General features: G+C 28.5%; 17 protein-coding genes. 16 read left to right on the forward strand and 1 reads right to left on the reverse strand.

What is annotated here, in order from left to right:
- The first annotated feature begins 291 nt into the window (after positions 1-291).
- The 5 genes from rnmV (at position 292) to Q5F54_RS01705 (ending at position 5,425) form a co-directional block, all read left to right on the forward strand.
- The gene (gene rnmV, locus Q5F54_RS01685; protein ID WP_071118990.1) at positions 292-822 is read left to right on the forward strand and encodes a ribonuclease M5; all 531 of its coding nucleotides are present in this window, start codon (positions 292-294) and stop codon (positions 820-822) included.
- 181 nt (positions 823-1,003) lie between these two features.
- Positions 1,004-1,873: a 16S rRNA (adenine(1518)-N(6)/adenine(1519)-N(6))-dimethyltransferase RsmA gene (gene rsmA / locus Q5F54_RS01690; RefSeq protein ID WP_302333895.1), complete on the forward strand. Its 870-nt coding sequence runs from the start codon at positions 1,004-1,006 to the stop codon at positions 1,871-1,873.
- A 68-nt stretch (positions 1,874-1,941) separates the two neighbouring features.
- Complete coding sequence (locus Q5F54_RS01695) at positions 1,942-3,183, forward strand: hypothetical protein (RefSeq protein ID WP_071118988.1); 1,242 nt, start codon at positions 1,942-1,944, stop codon at positions 3,181-3,183.
- Positions 3,184-3,271: 88 nt separating this feature from the next.
- On the forward strand, positions 3,272-4,387 hold the full coding sequence (locus Q5F54_RS01700; protein WP_302333896.1) for a M20/M25/M40 family metallo-hydrolase: 1,116 nt from the start codon (positions 3,272-3,274) through the stop codon (positions 4,385-4,387).
- Positions 4,388-4,615: 228 nt separating this feature from the next.
- The gene (locus Q5F54_RS01705) at positions 4,616-5,425 is read left to right on the forward strand and encodes a hypothetical protein (protein WP_302333897.1); all 810 of its coding nucleotides are present in this window, start codon (positions 4,616-4,618) and stop codon (positions 5,423-5,425) included.
- A gap of 68 nt (positions 5,426-5,493) precedes the next feature.
- On the opposite strand, the gene murC is transcribed toward Q5F54_RS01705, so the two are convergent.
- The gene (gene murC, locus Q5F54_RS01710) at positions 5,494-6,849 is read right to left on the reverse strand and encodes a UDP-N-acetylmuramate--L-alanine ligase (RefSeq protein ID WP_302333898.1); all 1,356 of its coding nucleotides are present in this window, start codon (positions 6,847-6,849) and stop codon (positions 5,494-5,496) included.
- Positions 6,850-7,037: 188 nt separating this feature from the next.
- On the opposite strand from murC, the gene purR reads away from it, so the two are divergent.
- From purR to Q5F54_RS01765, 11 genes are all read left to right on the forward strand, one after another.
- Positions 7,038-7,919, forward strand: coding sequence for a pur operon repressor (purR, locus tag Q5F54_RS01715; protein ID WP_288523332.1), 882 nt, complete (start codon positions 7,038-7,040; stop codon positions 7,917-7,919).
- A gap of 144 nt (positions 7,920-8,063) precedes the next feature.
- Positions 8,064-8,342, forward strand: coding sequence for a septation regulator SpoVG (gene spoVG / locus Q5F54_RS01720; protein WP_071118983.1), 279 nt, complete (start codon positions 8,064-8,066; stop codon positions 8,340-8,342).
- A gap of 286 nt (positions 8,343-8,628) precedes the next feature.
- Positions 8,629-10,005: a bifunctional UDP-N-acetylglucosamine diphosphorylase/glucosamine-1-phosphate N-acetyltransferase GlmU gene (gene glmU, locus Q5F54_RS01725; protein WP_302333899.1), complete on the forward strand. Its 1,377-nt coding sequence runs from the start codon at positions 8,629-8,631 to the stop codon at positions 10,003-10,005.
- A gap of 80 nt (positions 10,006-10,085) precedes the next feature.
- The gene (locus Q5F54_RS01730) at positions 10,086-11,036 is read left to right on the forward strand and encodes a ribose-phosphate diphosphokinase (protein WP_281537892.1); all 951 of its coding nucleotides are present in this window, start codon (positions 10,086-10,088) and stop codon (positions 11,034-11,036) included.
- A gap of 253 nt (positions 11,037-11,289) precedes the next feature.
- Positions 11,290-12,351, forward strand: a complete 1,062-nt coding sequence (locus Q5F54_RS01735) for a type IV pilus twitching motility protein PilT (protein WP_071118980.1) — start codon at positions 11,290-11,292, stop codon at positions 12,349-12,351.
- 2 nt (positions 12,352-12,353) lie between these two features.
- A complete protein-coding gene (locus tag Q5F54_RS01740) occupies positions 12,354-13,130 on the forward strand; it encodes an A24 family peptidase (RefSeq protein WP_302333900.1) in 777 nt (258 codons plus the stop codon).
- 107 nt (positions 13,131-13,237) lie between these two features.
- On the forward strand, positions 13,238-13,393 hold the full coding sequence (locus Q5F54_RS01745; protein WP_281537632.1) for a hypothetical protein: 156 nt from the start codon (positions 13,238-13,240) through the stop codon (positions 13,391-13,393).
- A gap of 313 nt (positions 13,394-13,706) precedes the next feature.
- Positions 13,707-14,195: a prepilin peptidase gene (locus tag Q5F54_RS01750; RefSeq protein WP_288306421.1), complete on the forward strand. Its 489-nt coding sequence runs from the start codon at positions 13,707-13,709 to the stop codon at positions 14,193-14,195.
- Between the two features lie 11 nt (positions 14,196-14,206).
- Entirely contained in the window at positions 14,207-14,767 is a 561-nt protein-coding gene (gene pth / locus Q5F54_RS01755) for an aminoacyl-tRNA hydrolase (RefSeq protein ID WP_071118977.1), read from the forward strand.
- Between the two features lie 17 nt (positions 14,768-14,784).
- The gene (gene mfd, locus Q5F54_RS01760; RefSeq protein WP_281537634.1) at positions 14,785-18,174 is read left to right on the forward strand and encodes a transcription-repair coupling factor; all 3,390 of its coding nucleotides are present in this window, start codon (positions 14,785-14,787) and stop codon (positions 18,172-18,174) included.
- Positions 18,170-19,201, forward strand: coding sequence for a peptidylprolyl isomerase (locus Q5F54_RS01765; RefSeq protein WP_288525458.1), 1,032 nt, complete (start codon positions 18,170-18,172; stop codon positions 19,199-19,201). Before mfd ends, Q5F54_RS01765 begins: the two co-directional genes overlap by 5 nt.
- Positions 19,202-19,284 lie beyond the last annotated feature (83 nt).

Here is a 19,284-nt window from a genome sequence, read left to right on the forward strand (position 1 = left end):
TTCTTGTATAGAAATTATCACTCTACGGCAAAAGAGATTGTAATTTCTTTTTATTTTAATTATATTATAGCATTTTTTTATTAAAAATAAACTATAAAAATTTTAGATATAAGATTTAAACTATATTCTATTAAGAGCATATTGAAATCTCTTTTAATGTATATGCTTATATTATGATGTAAACTCGTTAAAAATAGATAATAAGATAAATATATAAACTTGATAAAAATACATATAAGGCTTAAAATATAAAGAAGTTAAGTTAAAAATGAGCGGAAAAGGTGAATTTATATGATAAAAGAAATAATAGTAGTAGAAGGAAGAGATGACGTAACAGCAGTTAAAAGAGCATTAGATGCAGAGCTTATAACTACTGGTGGATTTGGATTTCCTAAAGGAGTAATGGAAAGAATAAAAGCAGCTCAAAAAAGAAGAGGTGTAATAATATTTACTGATCCAGATTTCGCAGGTGAGAAAATTAGAAAAAAAATAGCTGCAGAAGTACCAGGATGTAAACATGCATTTTTACCAAGAGAAGAAGCTAAGAAAGACGGCGATATAGGAATAGAAAATGCAAGTCCTAAAAGTATATTAGCAGCACTTGAAAGAGTAAGAACAGAAAGTACAGAAAAAAGAGAAGAATTTAAGCAAGTTGATTTAATAAGAAATGGACTTATAGGAAATGAAGATGCATCACATAGAAGAGATGAATTAGGTAAAATACTTGGAATAGGATACGGAAATGCAAAACAATTTCTAAGTAGATTAAATAACTATGGAGTTAGCAGAGAAGAATTTGAACAAGCATTAACTCAAATATAGTATAAGTTGTGTTTTTGAGCAATATATGTATCATACTTTCAGCAAGGATATATTGTTGATAAAATGAAATGTTTCGCCAACACATCGCTTAAGCGAAGCGAATTTTTATTAGAATAACTTTAATTTAAATAGATTATAAGATTCACGATAGAGTGAAAATAAAATAAATAGGAGAATGATAATGGATAGACTTTCATCACATAGAGCTACAAAAGACGTTGTAGAGAAGCATGGCTTTAAATTTTCTAAATCATTAGGACAAAACTTCTTAATAGATGATAACGTAATCGACAGAATATTAGCAGGAGCTAGACTTTCTGAGGGAGATAAAATAATAGAAGTAGGTCCTGGGATAGGGACACTTACTAGAGAAATGGGAAAGGTAGCAGACAAAGTTGTAGCTATAGAAATAGATAAAACTTTAATACCTATTCTACGTGAAACATTAGGCGAATTTGATAACATTGGAGTAGTAAACCAAGATATATTAAAGGTTGATGTAGAAACATTAGTAAAAGAAAAGTTAGATGGAGGTCCAGTTAAATTAGTTGCAAACCTTCCATACTATATAACAACTCCAATAGTTATGAAGTTCTTAGAAGAAGATATACCAGTTACTGACATAGTAGTAATGGTACAAAAGGAAGTTGCAGATAGAATGAATGCAGTACCATCAACAAAGGATTATGGTGCTTTATCAGTAGCTGTGCAATACTACTGTGACACAGAAATAGTTGCAAAAGCTCCAAGACATATGTTTATACCACAGCCAAATGTAGATTCAACAGTTATAGGACTTCATGTAAGAGAAGAAAGAAAATATCCTGTAGATAATGAAGATATATTCTTTAAAACTGTAAAAGCTGCCTTTGGACAAAGAAGAAAAACATTACTTAATGCATTAGGTGGATTAGGATTCTTAAGCAAAGATGATATAAAAGAAGTATTACAAATGGCTAATATAGATGAAAAAAGAAGAGGAGAAACTCTTTCAATAGAAGAATTTGCAACTCTTGCAAATGCAGTAAATACAAAAGTACCTTCAAAATAATTGAAGGTACTTTTTTTATATAATCACTCATATACTATCTAGAGAGATTATGTTAAGGGGGGATAAAAATGGCGACTAAAAGAAAATTTAAAAGAGATTATATAATTCTTGAAGCTAAGGATATGAACTTTAGATATAAAGAACGAGTTTTACCAAAAGCATTTGCTAAAGTAGAAATAAATGAAGAAAAAGCAGTAGTAGCCTTATATGTAGAGAACCTTAAATGCGTTAAAGATGGATATAAAGTAGTTGCTATACAAAGTGATTATGAAACATTAGACTTAGGTAATGTTGTTTTGAGTGAACAAGGAAAAGGAGAATTTGTTTTTGATTTAGAAAGAAATGACATAGAAATAAAAGGGATAGCATTGTTACATGAGAAACAAGTACCTCTTATTGGTTTTAAAGGAAATAAGATAGAAAATTATGAAGAAATATTATTTGCAGGTCAAGATGAATATGAAGAGGAATTTGATGACGAGCTTGATGATTTAGAAGATACAGAAGATATATACATTGATACTGAAGATGATGACGATGAATATGAATATGAAGAAATAGAGTATATAGAAATAGACGGTGATGATGACGATGAATATGAATATGAAGAGATAGAGTATATAGAAGTAGATGATGAACCTCAATATAATAGAGGTTATACATCTACTGTAGAAGAAGTTGAAGATGATAGCTATGATGAAGAGGAAGTTGAAGAGGTAAAAGAAGTTAAAAGAGAATATACAACAGTTCAAGAAAATCCAAAAGTAACTCCAAAACAACCAGATAAATACTCAAAATATAAAGAAAAGCAAAGAACAAATCAAAAAAGATACACAAAGACAGAAAGAAGAGAAGAAGAAAATCAAGATTATTCATATGACCCATCTAAAACTGCTGGAACATTATTAATGCCAAGACAAATTAAAAAGGGATTAAGACAATTCAAAGAAGTAATACCTTTTACAGGAGAGCCAATAGAAAATACTAGATGGTGGAAAATAGAGATAAATCCATTTACATTATCTGGATATACAATGCCGAATTTAGGTTATGTAAATACATTAAATTATACTATGTATAGTGATACAGTTATGAATTCATATAAATATAGACATTATTTATTTGGGGTACAATATGATGAATATAATAAGAGAAAAAATTATATTTATGCAATACCAGGTAAAAAAGATGAACAGCCAGATAAAGGCCATACAGGATTTACAACATACCAACCATGTGACACTAGAAGTGATAAATTAGGGTATTGGCTATGTTTTATAGATTCTAGAACGAGAAGAATTCTAAAATAAATCTAATAATAATTTATTAGTGAAAAAATTGACATATTGTTCTAAAAAATCTAAAATATATATAAATATATATTTTGGAGGGGATAAAATGGTAAATAAACAAAGACTTATAGATGAATTTTTAGAATTAGTGCAAATAGACAGTCCATCTTCTAAAGAAGGAAAAGTAGCTCAAGTTTTAGTTAAGAAGCTTGAAGAAATTGGCTGTGAAGTTATTATAGATAATGCTGGTGAAAAAACAGGGGGAGAAACAGGAAACGTAATAGCAACGTTAAAAGGAAATAGAAGTGGTAAAAAAATATTATTCAGCTCTCATATGGACACAGTTAGCCCATCTATCGGTGTAAAACCAATAATAGACGAAGCTAATGGAATAATAAAGAGTGATGGCACTACAGTACTAGGTTCAGATGATAAAGCTGGCATAGCAGCAATACTAGAAGGTTTAAGAAATATAAAAGAAAATAACATAGATCATGCTGATATACAAGTAGTATTCTCTATATGGGAAGAGGGTGGATTACATGGAGCTAAAAATCTAGACTATTCTAAAATAGATGCAGAGTATGCATTTGTATTAGATAGTGGAGGATCTCCAGGAGAAATAATAGTAAAAGCACCTGCTCAAGATGCAATAAAGGTTAAAATAACAGGAAAACCAGCTCATGCAGGGCTTCAACCAGAAAATGGAATAAGTGCTATAATGGTAGCATCAAGAGCTATAGAAAATATGAAATTATTAAGAATAGATGAAGAAACTACTGCAAATATAGGTATAGTTAAAGGTGGAATAGCTACAAATATAGTTATGCCAGAACTAGAAATAGTTGCAGAAGCTAGAAGTTTAAGTGAAGAAAAATTAGATGCTCAAACTAATCATATGGTAGAAACATTTAAAAATGCTGCTAAAGAGTTTGGGGCAGAAATAGAAATAGAAGTTAAAAGAGCATATGGACCATTTAATATATATGAAACTGATGAAATAGTTCAATTAGCTAAAAAAGCTTTCTCTAATATGAATATAGAAGGAAAAACAGCTTCTACAGGTGGAGGAAGTGATACTAATATATTAAATAAAAATGGAATAAAATCAGTAAACTTAGGAATAGGTATGAAAAAAGCACATACATTAGAAGAATATATAGCTATAGAAGATTTAATAAACTCTGCAGTGATGGTAGGAGAAATAATAAAAGAAGCATAATATATATAAGTAAGTACCTCAACAAATAGGATTTGAGGTACTTATTTTTTACGTATAAAATTATAAAATAGTAAATAGCATTTAAGTTATTTGACTATAATTAGAAAGTAAAAGATAAAAAATCTATTTAATTTCCAAGGAAATATAGATAATAAGAATTATTACTTAAAAAATGAACAAAAAAGTAATATAATTACTTTATGACTACATAAGCTTAGGAGGATAGGAATGGTAAAAAAAAGAAAAATTAAAAAGAGTGTATTAGTGGCTATATCTATAGTTGCCTTCTTTATAATATATGGTCTTGCTTTTTATGCAGGTACATACTTAGATAATAAAGATAAGCCTAAAGTAGAATCTAAAGAAGATGAAGAAATAGATAATAGACCACTTATGAAGCAATTAAGTAGCAAGAAAAAGATTTATATGTCTAATGAAGAAGTAGAAAATATAAAAGTAGATGAAATTTATTGGGATGAAGTAAAATATGAACTTACTAAATTTTCAAAAGTAAGGAAATCAGATAAATTCACACCAATATATACTGGATACTCTGATGATGGGGTAAGATTTTCAACAGATTTAAATCTTTTTAGAATATATACTGTAAATGAAGAAGTATATTATAAAATACCAGTATCTGAAAAAACAAGATTCGAAAAAGTTTTAAGTGGGAGTATATATACATCATTTGATTTTGTGAAAAAGTATAAAACATGGAAAAATGTAAGTGTATCTTATAATGATCAAAAGAAAACAATACATAAGTGGAAATATGATGATTTAGCATATAAAATGTCATCAAAAAGAATTGTTGGTAAAATACAACCAGAAAAGAATAAAGAAAGAAGTAAGTATAACTTTACTATAGATATACATGGTGATAACTATACTTTAAAAATAGAAACAATGGGTAAAGACTATGTAAAGATATCATCAGATAAGGGTGAAGCTTACTATGAAGTATCTATAGCACTATATGAGTATTTAAGAGAAGAGATATTTAGACTACCAGTAGATTCTGATGATTCAGAATAAATATAAAAAATGGAGCAATCTAGCATTAAGATTAGCTCCTTTTTTATTTAAATATATATATATAAGTATTATTTTTCTTCGACTAAAGCTTCAGCAACTTTGAATATAGGACCAGCTCCAGCTGTTATAACTAAGTCATTATTTTGAACATGTTTTCTTAAATACTCAGTTATATCCTCGAAATTACTTATATAAGTTGCATCTACATGATTTTGATATAATTTTTCAACTAAATCCTTAGAATGTATACCTCCTGGATCATTCTCTCTAGCAGCATAAATATCAGTTATAATAACCTTATCAGCAGAGTAGAATGCTTCAGCAAATTCATTTAATAAAGATTTTGTTCTAGTATAAGTATGTGGTTGGAATATACACCATAAAGTTGATTTCTTTAACTTTTTAGCAGCAGATAAAGTTGCCTTTAACTCTGTTGGATGATGAGCATAATCATCAACAACTAATGCACCATTATAGCTACCCTTAACTTCAAATCTTCTACCAACTCCATTATAAGATTTTATATTTTTTCTTATAACTTCTAAATCAATATCAGAAACGTAAGAAGCAAGTATTGCAGCACTAGCATTATATATATTGTGTATTCCAGGAACAGAAAGTTCAAATCTACCTAAATCTTTTCCGTTAAAGCTTAAGTTAAACATTCCATATCCATTTTCATCAAATTCTATGTTTGAAATTACAGCATCATTAGATGGATTAGTACCATATTTAACTATAGTAGCTTTTACATCATATAATATATCTTTTGTATTTTCATCGTCCCCATTTATTATAAAATATCCGTTTTTAGGAAGAAGTTTTCCAAACTTGTTGAAAGAAGCTTTTATTTCATCTATACCAGAGAAATAATCAAGATGATCTTCTTCTATGTTTAAAACTATAGATATTTTTGGGTTGAAGTTAAGGAAACTATCAACATATTCACAGGCTTCTGTTATAAAGTGATCTGAATTACCTATCTTAACATTACCACCTATAACACTTAAATTACCACCAACTAATATAGTAGGGTCTAAATCAGCATATTCGAATATAGTAGACAGCATAGAAGTTGTTGAAGTTTTACCGTGAGTTCCAGATACTGCTATTGAGTTTTTATATTCTCTCATTATTTGACCTAAGAAAGCAGCTCTATTCATAGTAAGCTTATTTTTTTCTTTAGTAGCTATCATTTCAGGATTATCTTCATGAACAGCTGCAGTATAAATAACCATATCTACATCATCAGATATATGCTCTTTACTATGGCCGATAAATATTTTAGCACCTTGATTTCTTAGCTTATCTAAAAGATATGATTCATTCATATCTGAACCAGAAACTTGATAACCTTTGTTAATACAAATTTCCGCCAAAGCACTCATGCTAATACCGCCAATCCCTATAAAATGTATCTTCATAACAAAACCACCTTTCTTTATCAATTAAGTTCTACAATATGAACTATATTTGTGGTATAATATTAGAATGTTCAATATTATTTTAGAATAAATATACATATAATATATATTTAAAACTAAATAAACATAATTACTATTATATCATAATAAAAATAGTTGTGCATTATTTAGTTTAGGAGGTAAAACTAATGAAATTTAAAAGAACGGAAAGAATAGGAGCTATAGTTAAAATACTATCCGATAATCCAAATAAAATATTTACATTAAGCCACTTTACGAATCAATTTAATGCAGCAAAGTCAACAATAAGTGAAGACTTATTAGTAGTAAAAAACGTATTTGAAAAACTAGAATTAGGTAAAGTTATAACAATATCTGGAGCAGCAGGTGGAGTAAAATATATACCAAAAACATCTAAAGCTGAAAATGAGGAATTCTTACTAGATTTATGTCAAAAAATAAGTGATCCGTCAAGAATCCTATCTGGAGGATTTTTATACCTAATCGATTTAATATATAATCCTACAATAGTATCAAAAATAGGAAAAATAATGGCCTCAAATATAGATTATGCAGAAGCAGATTATGTTGTTACAATGGAAACTAAGGGAATTCCAATGGCACTTATGACAGCAAAGGCTATGAACTTACCGCTTGTTATAATAAGAAAAGATATAAAAGTATCAGAAGGTCCGACTCTTAGTATGACATATGTAAGTGGAAACACATCAAAAGTTGAAAGTATGAGTTTACCAAGAAAAGCTCTAAAGCCAGACAGTAAAGTTATAATAATCGATGACTTTATGAGAGGTGGGGGAACTATAAAAGGTATGATAGACCTTATGACTGAATTTGGAGCAGAAGTTGTTGGAACGGGAGTATTTATATCGACAACTCAGCCAGAAGAAAAAATGGTTAAAAATTACATATCATTAATAGAATTAGATGTTCAAGGTGATAAAATATCAGTACAACCAAATTTAAAAACATTTAAAGATGAATATAAAAATGAAGATCATGAAGAAAATTATGACTTAGAAGATGTATTAGATGATACAGATGAGGAATAAAATAAAAAATATATAAAAAATTTAAAAAAATAAAAAGGATATTTTAAAATAATCTAGAATTACTTCTATTAAGAGACTAGATAGAAAAATAAATATATTATTTAAAGATTATATTTTGTCAAAATTAAAGGGGGATATTTAGAGATGAAGATAACTGACGTAAGAGTAAGAAAAATAACAGATGAAGGTAAAATGAAATGTATAGTTTCATTAACTTTTGATAACCTATTTGTAGTACATGACATAAAGGTTATAGAAGGTCATAATGGATTATTCATAGCAATGCCAAGCAGAAAAGTAGGAGAAGGAAACTTCAGAGATATAGCTCATCCTATAAATGCTGAAATGAGACAAGTAGTAGAAGATGCAGTATTAAAAGCTTACCATGAAACAGTAGCTCAACTAGAAGTTGCAGCTGAATAATTTTGAATAACGGATATATCTATAGCAATACTAAGGATATGTCGTTGGTAAGATGATTCAAGTTAATTTTTTGCTAAAATTAAATTATGAAAGAATATATATAAATTGTTAAGAGTCGAACTTTCGGCTCTTTTTTGTTGTTAAAGTCAGTAAACTTTGTTTAAATATATACTTTTTTGTAAAAAAGTGATATATTAGTTAGTAGAAATGAATGACATTGAATACTAATATGTAATTTTACATATTATACATATATAGGAAAATAATTAATGAATGGAGTGGGGACATGAATTTTAAAGCGATAATTCTTGCCGCTGGTAAAGGAACAAGAATGAAGTCTAAATATCCAAAGGTTGTACATAAAGTATGTGGGAAAGAAATGGTAAACCACGTAATAAGCGTTTCAAAAAAATCAGGGGTTAATGATATAGTTGCAATCTTAGGTCACGAATCTGATGTAGTAAAAGAAAAATTACCTAAAGACACTATGATAGCAATGCAAACAGAGCAATTAGGAACAGGTCATGCAGTAATGATGGCTAAAGAATATATAAATGATAATGATACTATAGTTGTGCTTTGCGGAGATACACCTTTAGTAAAAGAAGAAACATTAAAAAGATTATTCGATTACCATATAGAACACGGATATCATGCAACAGTTCTTACAACTACAGTAGATAATCCAACTGGATATGGAAGAATAATAAGAGATGAAAACAAAGATCTACTTAAAATAGTAGAGCAAAAAGATGCTAATGAAGAAGAAAAGAAAGCAAAAGAAATAAATTCAGGAATATACTGCTTCAATGGGAAATCATTAAGAGAAAGTCTTGATTTATTAGATAACAACAATGCTCAAGGTGAATACTACCTAACAGATACAATCAAAATAATGAGAGATAAAGGTCAAAAAGTAGGGGCTTACAATGGTTCTACAATAGAAGAACTAATGGGAGTTAATTCAAGAGTTGAATTATCAAAAGCTGAAGAAATAATGAGAAGAAGAATAAATGAATCTCATATGGTAAATGGAGTAACAATAATAGATGTTAACTCAACTTATATAGAAGCAGATGTAGAAATAGGAAATGATACTATAGTATATCCTGGAGCAATGCTTAGAGGAAATACTAAAATAGGAACAAACTGTGTAATAGGAATGAATTGTAGTATAACAAATTCTCAAATAGGAAATTATACAGAAGTACAAAGTTCAACAATAGTAGATAGTACTGTTGGAGAAAATACTACAGTAGGACCATATGCATACTTAAGACCAAATAGTAATATAGGAAACAATGTTAAAATAGGAGACTTCGTAGAAGTTAAAAATGCTACTATAGAAGATAACTCTAAAGCATCACACTTATCATATATAGGAGATGCACACGTTGGTAAGGATGTAAATATAGGATGCGGAGTAGTATTTGTAAACTACGATGGCAAAAATAAATTTAAATCAACAGTTAAAGATGGAGCATTTATAGGCTCAAATTCTAACTTAGTTGCACCAGTTACTGTAGAAGAAAAGGGATACGTAGCTACAGGATCAACTATAACTAATGATGTTCCACAAGGAGCATTAGCAGTAGCCAGAGAAAGACAAGTGATAAAAGAAGGCTGGGTAGCAAAAAAGGAAGAAAGAGATAACAATAAATAGCAACTAAATAGCTTATTATTTAAGGCAAAACGCCTAAATTTTAATAAATAAATTGTTTTTAAAGTTTTGGGAGGATACAAATGAACACTAGCGGAAGTGAAATCAAAATACTTGCAGGTAATTCATCTAAAGAATTAGCTCAAAAAATAGCTGATTACATAGGTGTACCTTTAGCAGATTGTGAAGTAGGTACATTTAGTGATGGCGAAATAAGCGTAAACATGAATGAAACAGTAAGAGGATGCGATGTTTTCGTAGTTCAATCAACTAATAGCCCAGTAAATGAAAATTTAATGGAATTATTAATAATGATAGATGCATTAAAAAGAGCATCAGCAGGAAGAATAACAGCAGTTATTCCTTACTACGGATATGCAAGACAAGATAGAAAAGCTAAGGCAAGAGATCCAATCACAGCTAAATTAGTTGCAAACTTAATAACAGCAGCAGGAGCAGATAGAGTTTTAACTATGGATTTACATGCTGCACAAATACAAGGATACTTTGATATACCACTAGATCATTTACAAGGTGGTGCAATATTAGCAGACTACTTCAACAGCAAAAACATAGAAGATTTAGTAGTAGTATCTCCTGACTTAGGAAGTGTTACAAGATCTAGAAAATTTGCTAATGGATTAGATGGAGATGTCCCTCTAGCTATAATAGACAAGAGAAGACCAAAAGCTAACGTATGTGAAATAATGAACATAATAGGCGATGTTAAAGATAAAAATGTTATATTATTAGATGATATGATAGATACAGCAGGAACAATATGTAATGCTGCTAATGCACTTAAAGAATTTGGTGCTAAAGAAGTTTACGCTTGTTGTACACATGCAGTATTATCAGGTCCAGCAATAGAAAGAATAGAAGCTTCTGCTATAAGTGAGTTAATAGTTCTTGATACTATACAACTTCCTGAAGAAAAGAAGATAGATAAGATACAAGTAAAAACTGTTGCACATTTATTTGGAGATGCAATAAAGAAAATATTCGCTAACGAATCTATAAGTCAATTATTTTAATTAATGAATACACCTTATTTTATAATAGGGTGTATTTTTATGCTATAAATTTCTATATTAATTAAAATATTCATTAAACCTTATATTTATGATGCAGGAATAATAAAAAATATTATGAATAAAAGGTTATATAATTAAATTTATGATAATAGCTTTTTTATGCTAGGAATATTTATGAAAAATATGGTTATAAAATAAAGTATATTTGATAATATAAAATTATAAAATAAGCCATATGATAAGGGGAATTAATGTGAACATACATGATTTATTAAAAAAATCAATAGAATTAGGTGCATCAGATATACATATAACAATAAACAGCACACCAATAGCAAGAGTAAAAGGTTCTTTCGTAAACTTATCAGAAACAGTATTAACAAAAGAACACACACAAGCTATGACAAGAGAAATAGCAGGAGAAAAGAACTTTAAAAGAATAGAAGAAGATGGAGAATGTGACTTCTCAGTTTCAATAGAATCTGGAGAAAGATTCAGAGTAAATGCCTATAAACAAAAAGGAAACTTTGCGATAGCAATAAGAACAATAACATCACATATACCAGACTTTGATACTTTAGGACTTCCAGAAGTTTTAAAAAATTTTGCAGAAAAGCACAAAGGTTTAGTACTTGTAACAGGTCCAACAGGAAGTGGTAAAAGTACAACTTTAGCAAGTTTAATAAACATAATAAATGAAAATCAACAAAGACATATAATAACATTAGAAGACCCAATAGAATACGTACATGATCACAAGCAAAGTTTAGTAAACCAAAGAGAAATAGGACAAGATACAGAAAGTTTTAACTCTGCATTAAGAGCAATACTTCGTCAAGACCCTGATGTTATACTTGTAGGGGAGATGCGTGACCCTGAAACTATATCAATAGCATTAACTGCAGCAGAAACAGGTCACTTAGTTTTCTCGACTTTACATACAGTAGGAGCAGCGAAAACTATAGACAGAATAGTTGATATGTTCCCATCAGAGCAACAACAACAAGTTAGAACTCAGTTATCAACTGTTTGTGAAGGAGTTGTATCTCAACAGCTTATAAAAACTATAGATGGAAGAAAAAGAGTTGCAGCATTAGAGGTAATGGTAGCAAATCCAGCTATAAGAAACCTTATAAGAGAAAACAAGACTTATCAAATACAAAACATAATACAAACAGGAAGTAAACAAGGAATGCAGTCTATGGACCAAGAGCTAGTTAACTTATATAGAAGAGGTCTTATATCTAGAGATAGTGTATTAAGTAGATGTACAGACTATGAGTTTACAAGTAGATTAGTGGGAGAAAGATATTAATTATGTACATATATTTTGCGATAGTATCATTCATAATTGGAGCATTATTAGGTAGTTTTTTCAATGTATGTATTTACAGAATACCAAATAAAAAATCAGTAGTTAATCCACCTTCACACTGCTATAACTGTAATACTAGATTAAAGCCATTAGATTTAGTACCAATATTAAGCTGGACTTTATTAAGAGGAAAATGTAGATATTGTGGACAAAAGATAAGTCCAAGATATGCTTTAGTAGAGTTATTAACAGGAATATTGTTTGTATTAGTGTATAGTGTGTATGGACCAAGTATAATGACTTTATATTACTCATTATTAGTTTCTTTATTAGTTATAATAACTTTCATAGATTTAGACTATTACATAATACCTGATGAACTAGTAATATTTGGTTCAGTAGGAGCGGTAATCTTCAATATATTAGGACAAGGAATAAGCATAAAAGATAGCTTATTAGGAGGTCTAATATGTGGTGGAGGAATGTTAGTTTTAATCTATTTAATAGAGCTTATAATAAAGAAAGAAGTAATGGGTGGTGGAGATATAAAGCTATTCGGTATGGTAGGACTATTTTTAGGAATAAAACTAGGTTTACTTACAATACTTTTAAGTGTTTATGTTGGAGCTATTTATGGAGTAGCTACTATAATATATAGTAAGATTAAGAAAAAAGAATTTAATTCAATGATACCTTATGGACCGTTTATATCTGTGGGGGCATTGATAAGTATCTTATATGGTACAAATATAATAAACTGGTATATTGGATTATTCTAATATACCAGTTTTTATGGTATAATTAAAATTCGAGAAATTACAATCTATAGGGTGTGAGTTTTCATATTAAAGCCTAATTCCATTTTTCATGGAAGGAGGTGAAATATATGGATAAACTTAAGATACTTAAAGAAATAGCTATAATATGTATTGTATTTACATATTGTATTTCTATAATAATAGATTCTTACATAAAGTTAAGAGAATTTATTTGTAAAAGTAAAAACCACCCTAAAGCCAAGAAGGGTGGACATAAAAATTAGAAAATAATTTATATGAAAATCACACTCTACCGCTAAATAGGTTGTGATTTCTTTTTATATTTATATTATATCATAAAATATATTAAAATAAACATATTTGAAATTGTAAAAATAGGATTTATAGATGATTACAAAAAATACATAAAGTTAATAATATTAGTAGCCTACTACTATTATTAAACTTATGATATATATAATATTAATTGCAATAATAATCTCATATATTTGTAACAATCAAATTTATAAAATCTGTGATGAACTGACAAAAACAAAATCTAATACAATAATAATTTATATCCTAATGATTTTATCAATGGTCCTAACTTATCAAAAGTATGGAATAACACAACAATCAATAAAATACTTATCACTAATACCATTTATAATCATAATTTCAATAATAGACTATCATACAACATACATATATGATATAACGATACTTAGTGGTATAATAATTCAAGGTGGAATATTTTTAATATCACCAGACGCTAAAACATACATAACATCACTGTTAGTAGGAATTATAATACCATACATATTAGCTAAAGTAACTAAAGGATTAGGTGAAGGTGACATAGGTCTTTATGGCTTATGTTGTTTTGTGTTAGGTAAAAATTATTCAATATACCTAATATTTTTATCCTTTATATTAGCATCGATATATTGTATGTATATACTTTTAACAAAAAGTGATAAAATAAGAAAAATACCATTTGCACCATTTATATCACTAGCAACAATTTTAATAATATTAACCAATTTTGATATACTCAATTTTTGGTTTAACATAATAAGTAATTAAGGAGGAATACTATGTACGTAGTAGTAGGTTTAGGAAACCCTGGAAAGCAATATGAAAATACAAGACATAACGTAGGATTTAATGTTATAGATATTTTAGCAAAGGAATATGACATATCTGTGACGAAAATAAAACATAAGGCATTAATAGGAGAAGGAAGAATAGGTTCTGAGAAAGTTCTTTTAGTTAAGCCACAAACATATATGAATTTAAGTGGTGAAACATTAATAGATATATATAAGTACTATAAGGTTGATTTGGACAATATAATAGTAATATATGATGATATAGACTTAGATGTTGGAAAACTAAGAATAAGAAAAAAGGGAAGTGCAGGAACTCATAATGGTATGAGATCTATCGTAAAATGCTTAGGGTCTGGAGACTTCCCAAGAGTAAGAGTAGGAGTTTCAAAACCTATGAAAGGGCAAGATTTAGCTGATTTTGTACTTTCTAGATTTAGAAAAGAAGAACAAGCTGACTTGGAGATAGGTCTTGAAAAAGCTTATAAAGCAGTAGAAGCTATGATTAAGGAAAATGTAGACATCGCTATGAATAAATACAATGGATAATGAGAGGGGAATTTAATATGAATGACATATTTGTATACCCTTTGCAAAATTCAAAAGAATATAAAGATATAATAAATTGTATAAATAATAAAGGCTCATTATTAATTAATGGCCTTTTAGCAGTACAAAAACCACATATAGCTTACTCTATGTATAGGGATTTAAATAGACAAACTATTTTTATAACAAATAGTGATTTAGAAGCTAAAAAGGTTTATGATGATTTAAGTTTTTATATGAAGGATAAGGTAGAATATATTGGGTTTCAAGATATTTTATTTTATCATTTGGATGCAAAGGATAGAAGTGAAGAAGCTAAAAGGTTAAAAGTATTATTAAAGTTAGCTAAGGGAGAAAATATAATTTTAGTAACATCTATTGAAGCTGTTATGAGAAAATACATACCTAAAGAAATACTTTTAGAAAACATTTATACATATAAAATAGGTGATGTAATAAACCTAGAAAAATTAAGTGAAACCTTAGTAAATTTAGGTTATGAAAGAGTTTCAAAAATAGAGGGATTTGGACAATTTAGCATAAGGGGTGGAATAGTAGATATATTCTCTCTAGAATATAATAATCCTATTCGTATGGAATTATTTGATGATGAAATAGATTCTATACGAACTTTTGATGTTTTCTCACAAAAATCTATAGAGAAAATAAATAAATTTTCTATAACTCCATCAAGAGAATTTATATATCCTGAAAATGTAGAAGAAGCTGTAGATAAAATTAAAAAAGATACAGACAAGAACACTAATGAGGATGTATTTTTAAATATAGATAATATAAATAGTAAAACTTATTTCCAAGGTATAGAAAACTATATTGACTATTTATATCCTGAGGAAAATAAAAGTATTTTTACCTACCTACAAGAAAACGCTATAGTATTCTTTAATGATATAAGTAGGACTAAAGAAAGATGCGAAAACTATTTAAATGAATTTAAGGAAAATTATAAATTAAATCTTGAAAGAGGTTTAGCTATAAAAAATCAAGGGAAATTATTATATACATATAATGATTTAGATTTTTTATCAGAAGGTAGAAAATTAGTATTAAATACACTTTTACCAAAACCAATAAATGATTTTAATGTAAAATCAATAATAAATTTTGATTCTAGAGAAGTTCCAACTTTCAATGCGAAGGTAGATGTTTTAGCAGAAGAATTAAACAGATTGAAGTATAACGGATACAAAATAGTACTTGCTACTAACACATATGACAGAGCAAAAAAATTACATGCAGACTTATTAGATTTAGATTTAGAATCAACTATATCTAAAGATAGAGGTATGGAGATAAAATCTTCTCAAATAGTGATTATACCTGCTCGTATAACTAGTGGTTTTGAGTATAAGTCTATAAAATTTGTAGTAATTACAGATAATGAGATGATAGGGGTTCATAAGAGAACTTCAACATCTAAATCTAAGAAGCAGAAAAAAGGAAAGAAAATAGAGTCATTCTTAGATTTAAATATAGGTGATTATGTAGTTCATGAAAATAGTGGGGTTGGTAGATATACAGGTATTGAACAAATAACTGTAAACAACATAAAAAAAGACTATATGAAGTTAGTTTATCAAGGTGGAGATAATCTATATGTACCTATAGACCAAATGGATAAAGTACAAAAATATATAGGTGTAGAAGAAGACAAGGTTAAATTAAATAAACTAGGAACTAATGAATGGACAAGAGCTAAGGCTAAAGTTAAAAAAGAAATAGAAGATATGACTAAGGAGCTTATAGAGCTTTACGCTAAGCGTGAAAAAGTAAAAGGATATAAGTTCTCTAAGGATACTCCTTGGCAAGGTGAATTTGAATCATTATTCCCGCATCAAGAAACAGATGATCAATTAAGAGCTATAGAAGAAACTAAAAAAGATATGGAATCAGATAAAGTAATGGATAGACTTATCTGTGGAGATGTTGGATATGGTAAAACAGAAGTAGCTATAAGAGCAATATTTAAAGCTTGTATGGATCAAAAACAAGTAGCTGTATTAGTTCCAACAACTATATTAGCTCAACAACATTATAATACTTTTAAAGAAAGATTTGAGGGTTATCCAATACGAGTTGAGGTATTAAGTAGATTCAAAACTCCAAAGCAACAAAAACAAATTATAGAAGATGCTAAAAAAGGTTTAGTTGATGTTTTAATAGGAACTCATAGAATAATATCTAAGGATATAAATATGCCTAATTTAGGGTTAGTTGTAATAGATGAAGAGCAAAGATTTGGAGTAAAGCATAAAGAATCGTTAAAGAAAATTAAATCTACTGTAGATGTTCTTACACTATCTGCAACGCCGATACCAAGAACACTTCATATGTCACTTAGTGGAATAAGAGATATGAGTGTTATAGAGGAACCACCACAAGAAAGGCATCCAGTAATTACTTATGTTACAGAAGCTAAAGAAAGTATAATTCAAGATGAAATAGAAAGAGAACTAGGTAGAGGTGGCCAAGTATTCTTCGTATATAATAGGGTTGAGCGTATTGAAGAAATGGCAAGTATGATTCAAAGATTAGTACCTGACGCAAAAGTTGCTATCGCTCATGGTAGAATGACTTCAAAAGACCTTGAAAATATAATTTTAGGATTCTTAAATAAAGAGTTTAATGTATTAGTTTGTACTACTATAATAGAGACTGGTATGGATATATCAAATGCTAATACTATGATAGTATATGATGCAGATAAAATGGGTCTAGCTCAACTTTATCAATTAAGAGGTAGGGTTGGAAGAAGTACTAGACAAGGTTATGCATACTTAATGTATGAAAAAGACAAGTCACTTAGTGAAATAGCAGAAAAGAGATTAAAAGCTATAAGAGAGTTTACTGAGTTTGGGTCAGGCTTCAAAATAGCAATGAGAGACCTTGAAATAAGAGGGGCAGGAAATATACTAGGTTCACAACAACATGGTCATATGGCTGTAATTGGATATGACTTATATGTAAAAATGTTAAATGAAGCAATAAAGAAAGTCAAAGGTGAAGTTGTTTCAGAAGATATAGATGTAGAAATAGATTTAAGTGTAAATGCTTATATACCAGATAATTATATAACTGATGAGTTAATTAAGATAGAAATGTACAAAAAAATAGCCTCTATAGAAAGCAAAGAGGATATGTATGAGGTTCAAGAAGAATTAGAAGATAGATTCTCAGATATACCTAAATCTGTAGAGACTCTATTAAAGATAGCATATATAAAAACACTATGTAAAAAGTTAAAAATAGAAAAAGTAAGACAAATTAAAGATGAAATATTATTAAATCCGTTAACTAGATATAAGACAAAGGAAAAAATAGGTTATAATATAGTTAACGAGTTAGAAGAACTTTTAGAAAATATGTGTAATTTAAAATCAAATTAAAAACAAGGAAGGGTGTTTAATTGTGAAGAAAATAATAGCATTAACTTTATCATCTTTACTGTGTATATCTGCAGTAGGTTGTAGTAGTAAAAAAAATAATAATGATATTGTAGCAACAGTAAATGGAAATAATATAACAGTAAAACAATTTGAATCAACACTAGCTTTATACAAGGAATCTTTAGAAGCAATGTATGGAAGTACTATATGGGATACTGAAGTAGAAGCAGGAGTAAAGTATAAAGATAAATTTAAAGATATAATGCTTGATCAAATGATAGATATAGAAGCAGTATGCGAACAAGCTAGAAAAGATAAGTTAGCTCCATCAGAGGAAGAAGTAGATAAAGCTTTCGAAGAATTAAAGAAGAATATAGATGCAGATGAAGAGTATAAAAAGAAATTAGAAGGTTTAGGTATAGATGATACATATCTTAGATCTCAGCAAGAACAAGATTTAACAATACAAAAGTATAAAGAGAACTTTGATAAGAATTTAAAAATATCAGATGAAGAAATGAAAAAGTATTATGAAGAGCATAAGGCAGATTATTATAAAGATGAAGTAAAAGCATCTCATATACTTATATCTACTGTAGATGATAATGGAAAGGAACTTTCTGAAGCTAAGAAAAAAGAAGCTAAAAAGAAAGCAGAAGAAGTACTTAAAAAAGCTAAAAGTGGAGAAGAATTCTCGGAACTTGCAAAAGAATACTCTGATGATTCAGGGTCTGCAGCTAACGGTGGAGATTTAGGATACTTCACTAAAGGACAAATGGTGCAACCATTTGAAGAAGCGGCATTTAGCTTAAAATCAGGTGAAATATCAGGATTAGTAGAATCAGAATATGGATATCATATAATCAAAGTTTATGACAAAATAGATAAACAACTTACATTTGATGAAGTTAAAGATGAAATAAAGAAAACTTTAACAGAAGATAAATATATGGAAAGTATTGAAGCAATAACAAAAAAGGCTAAAGTAGAAAAAAATGAATCTGTAATAAAGAAAGTTAAGTTTTAATTTTTAAAAGCTATGTATAGTAATACATAGCTCAGAGCGTAGACAAAGTCTACGCTCTTTTATTTTTGTCAATACTCTTTATG

It is taken from the genome of uncultured Romboutsia sp., assembly GCF_958366745.1.
GTDB classification, from domain to species: domain Bacteria; phylum Bacillota; class Clostridia; order Peptostreptococcales; family Peptostreptococcaceae; genus Romboutsia; species Romboutsia timonensis.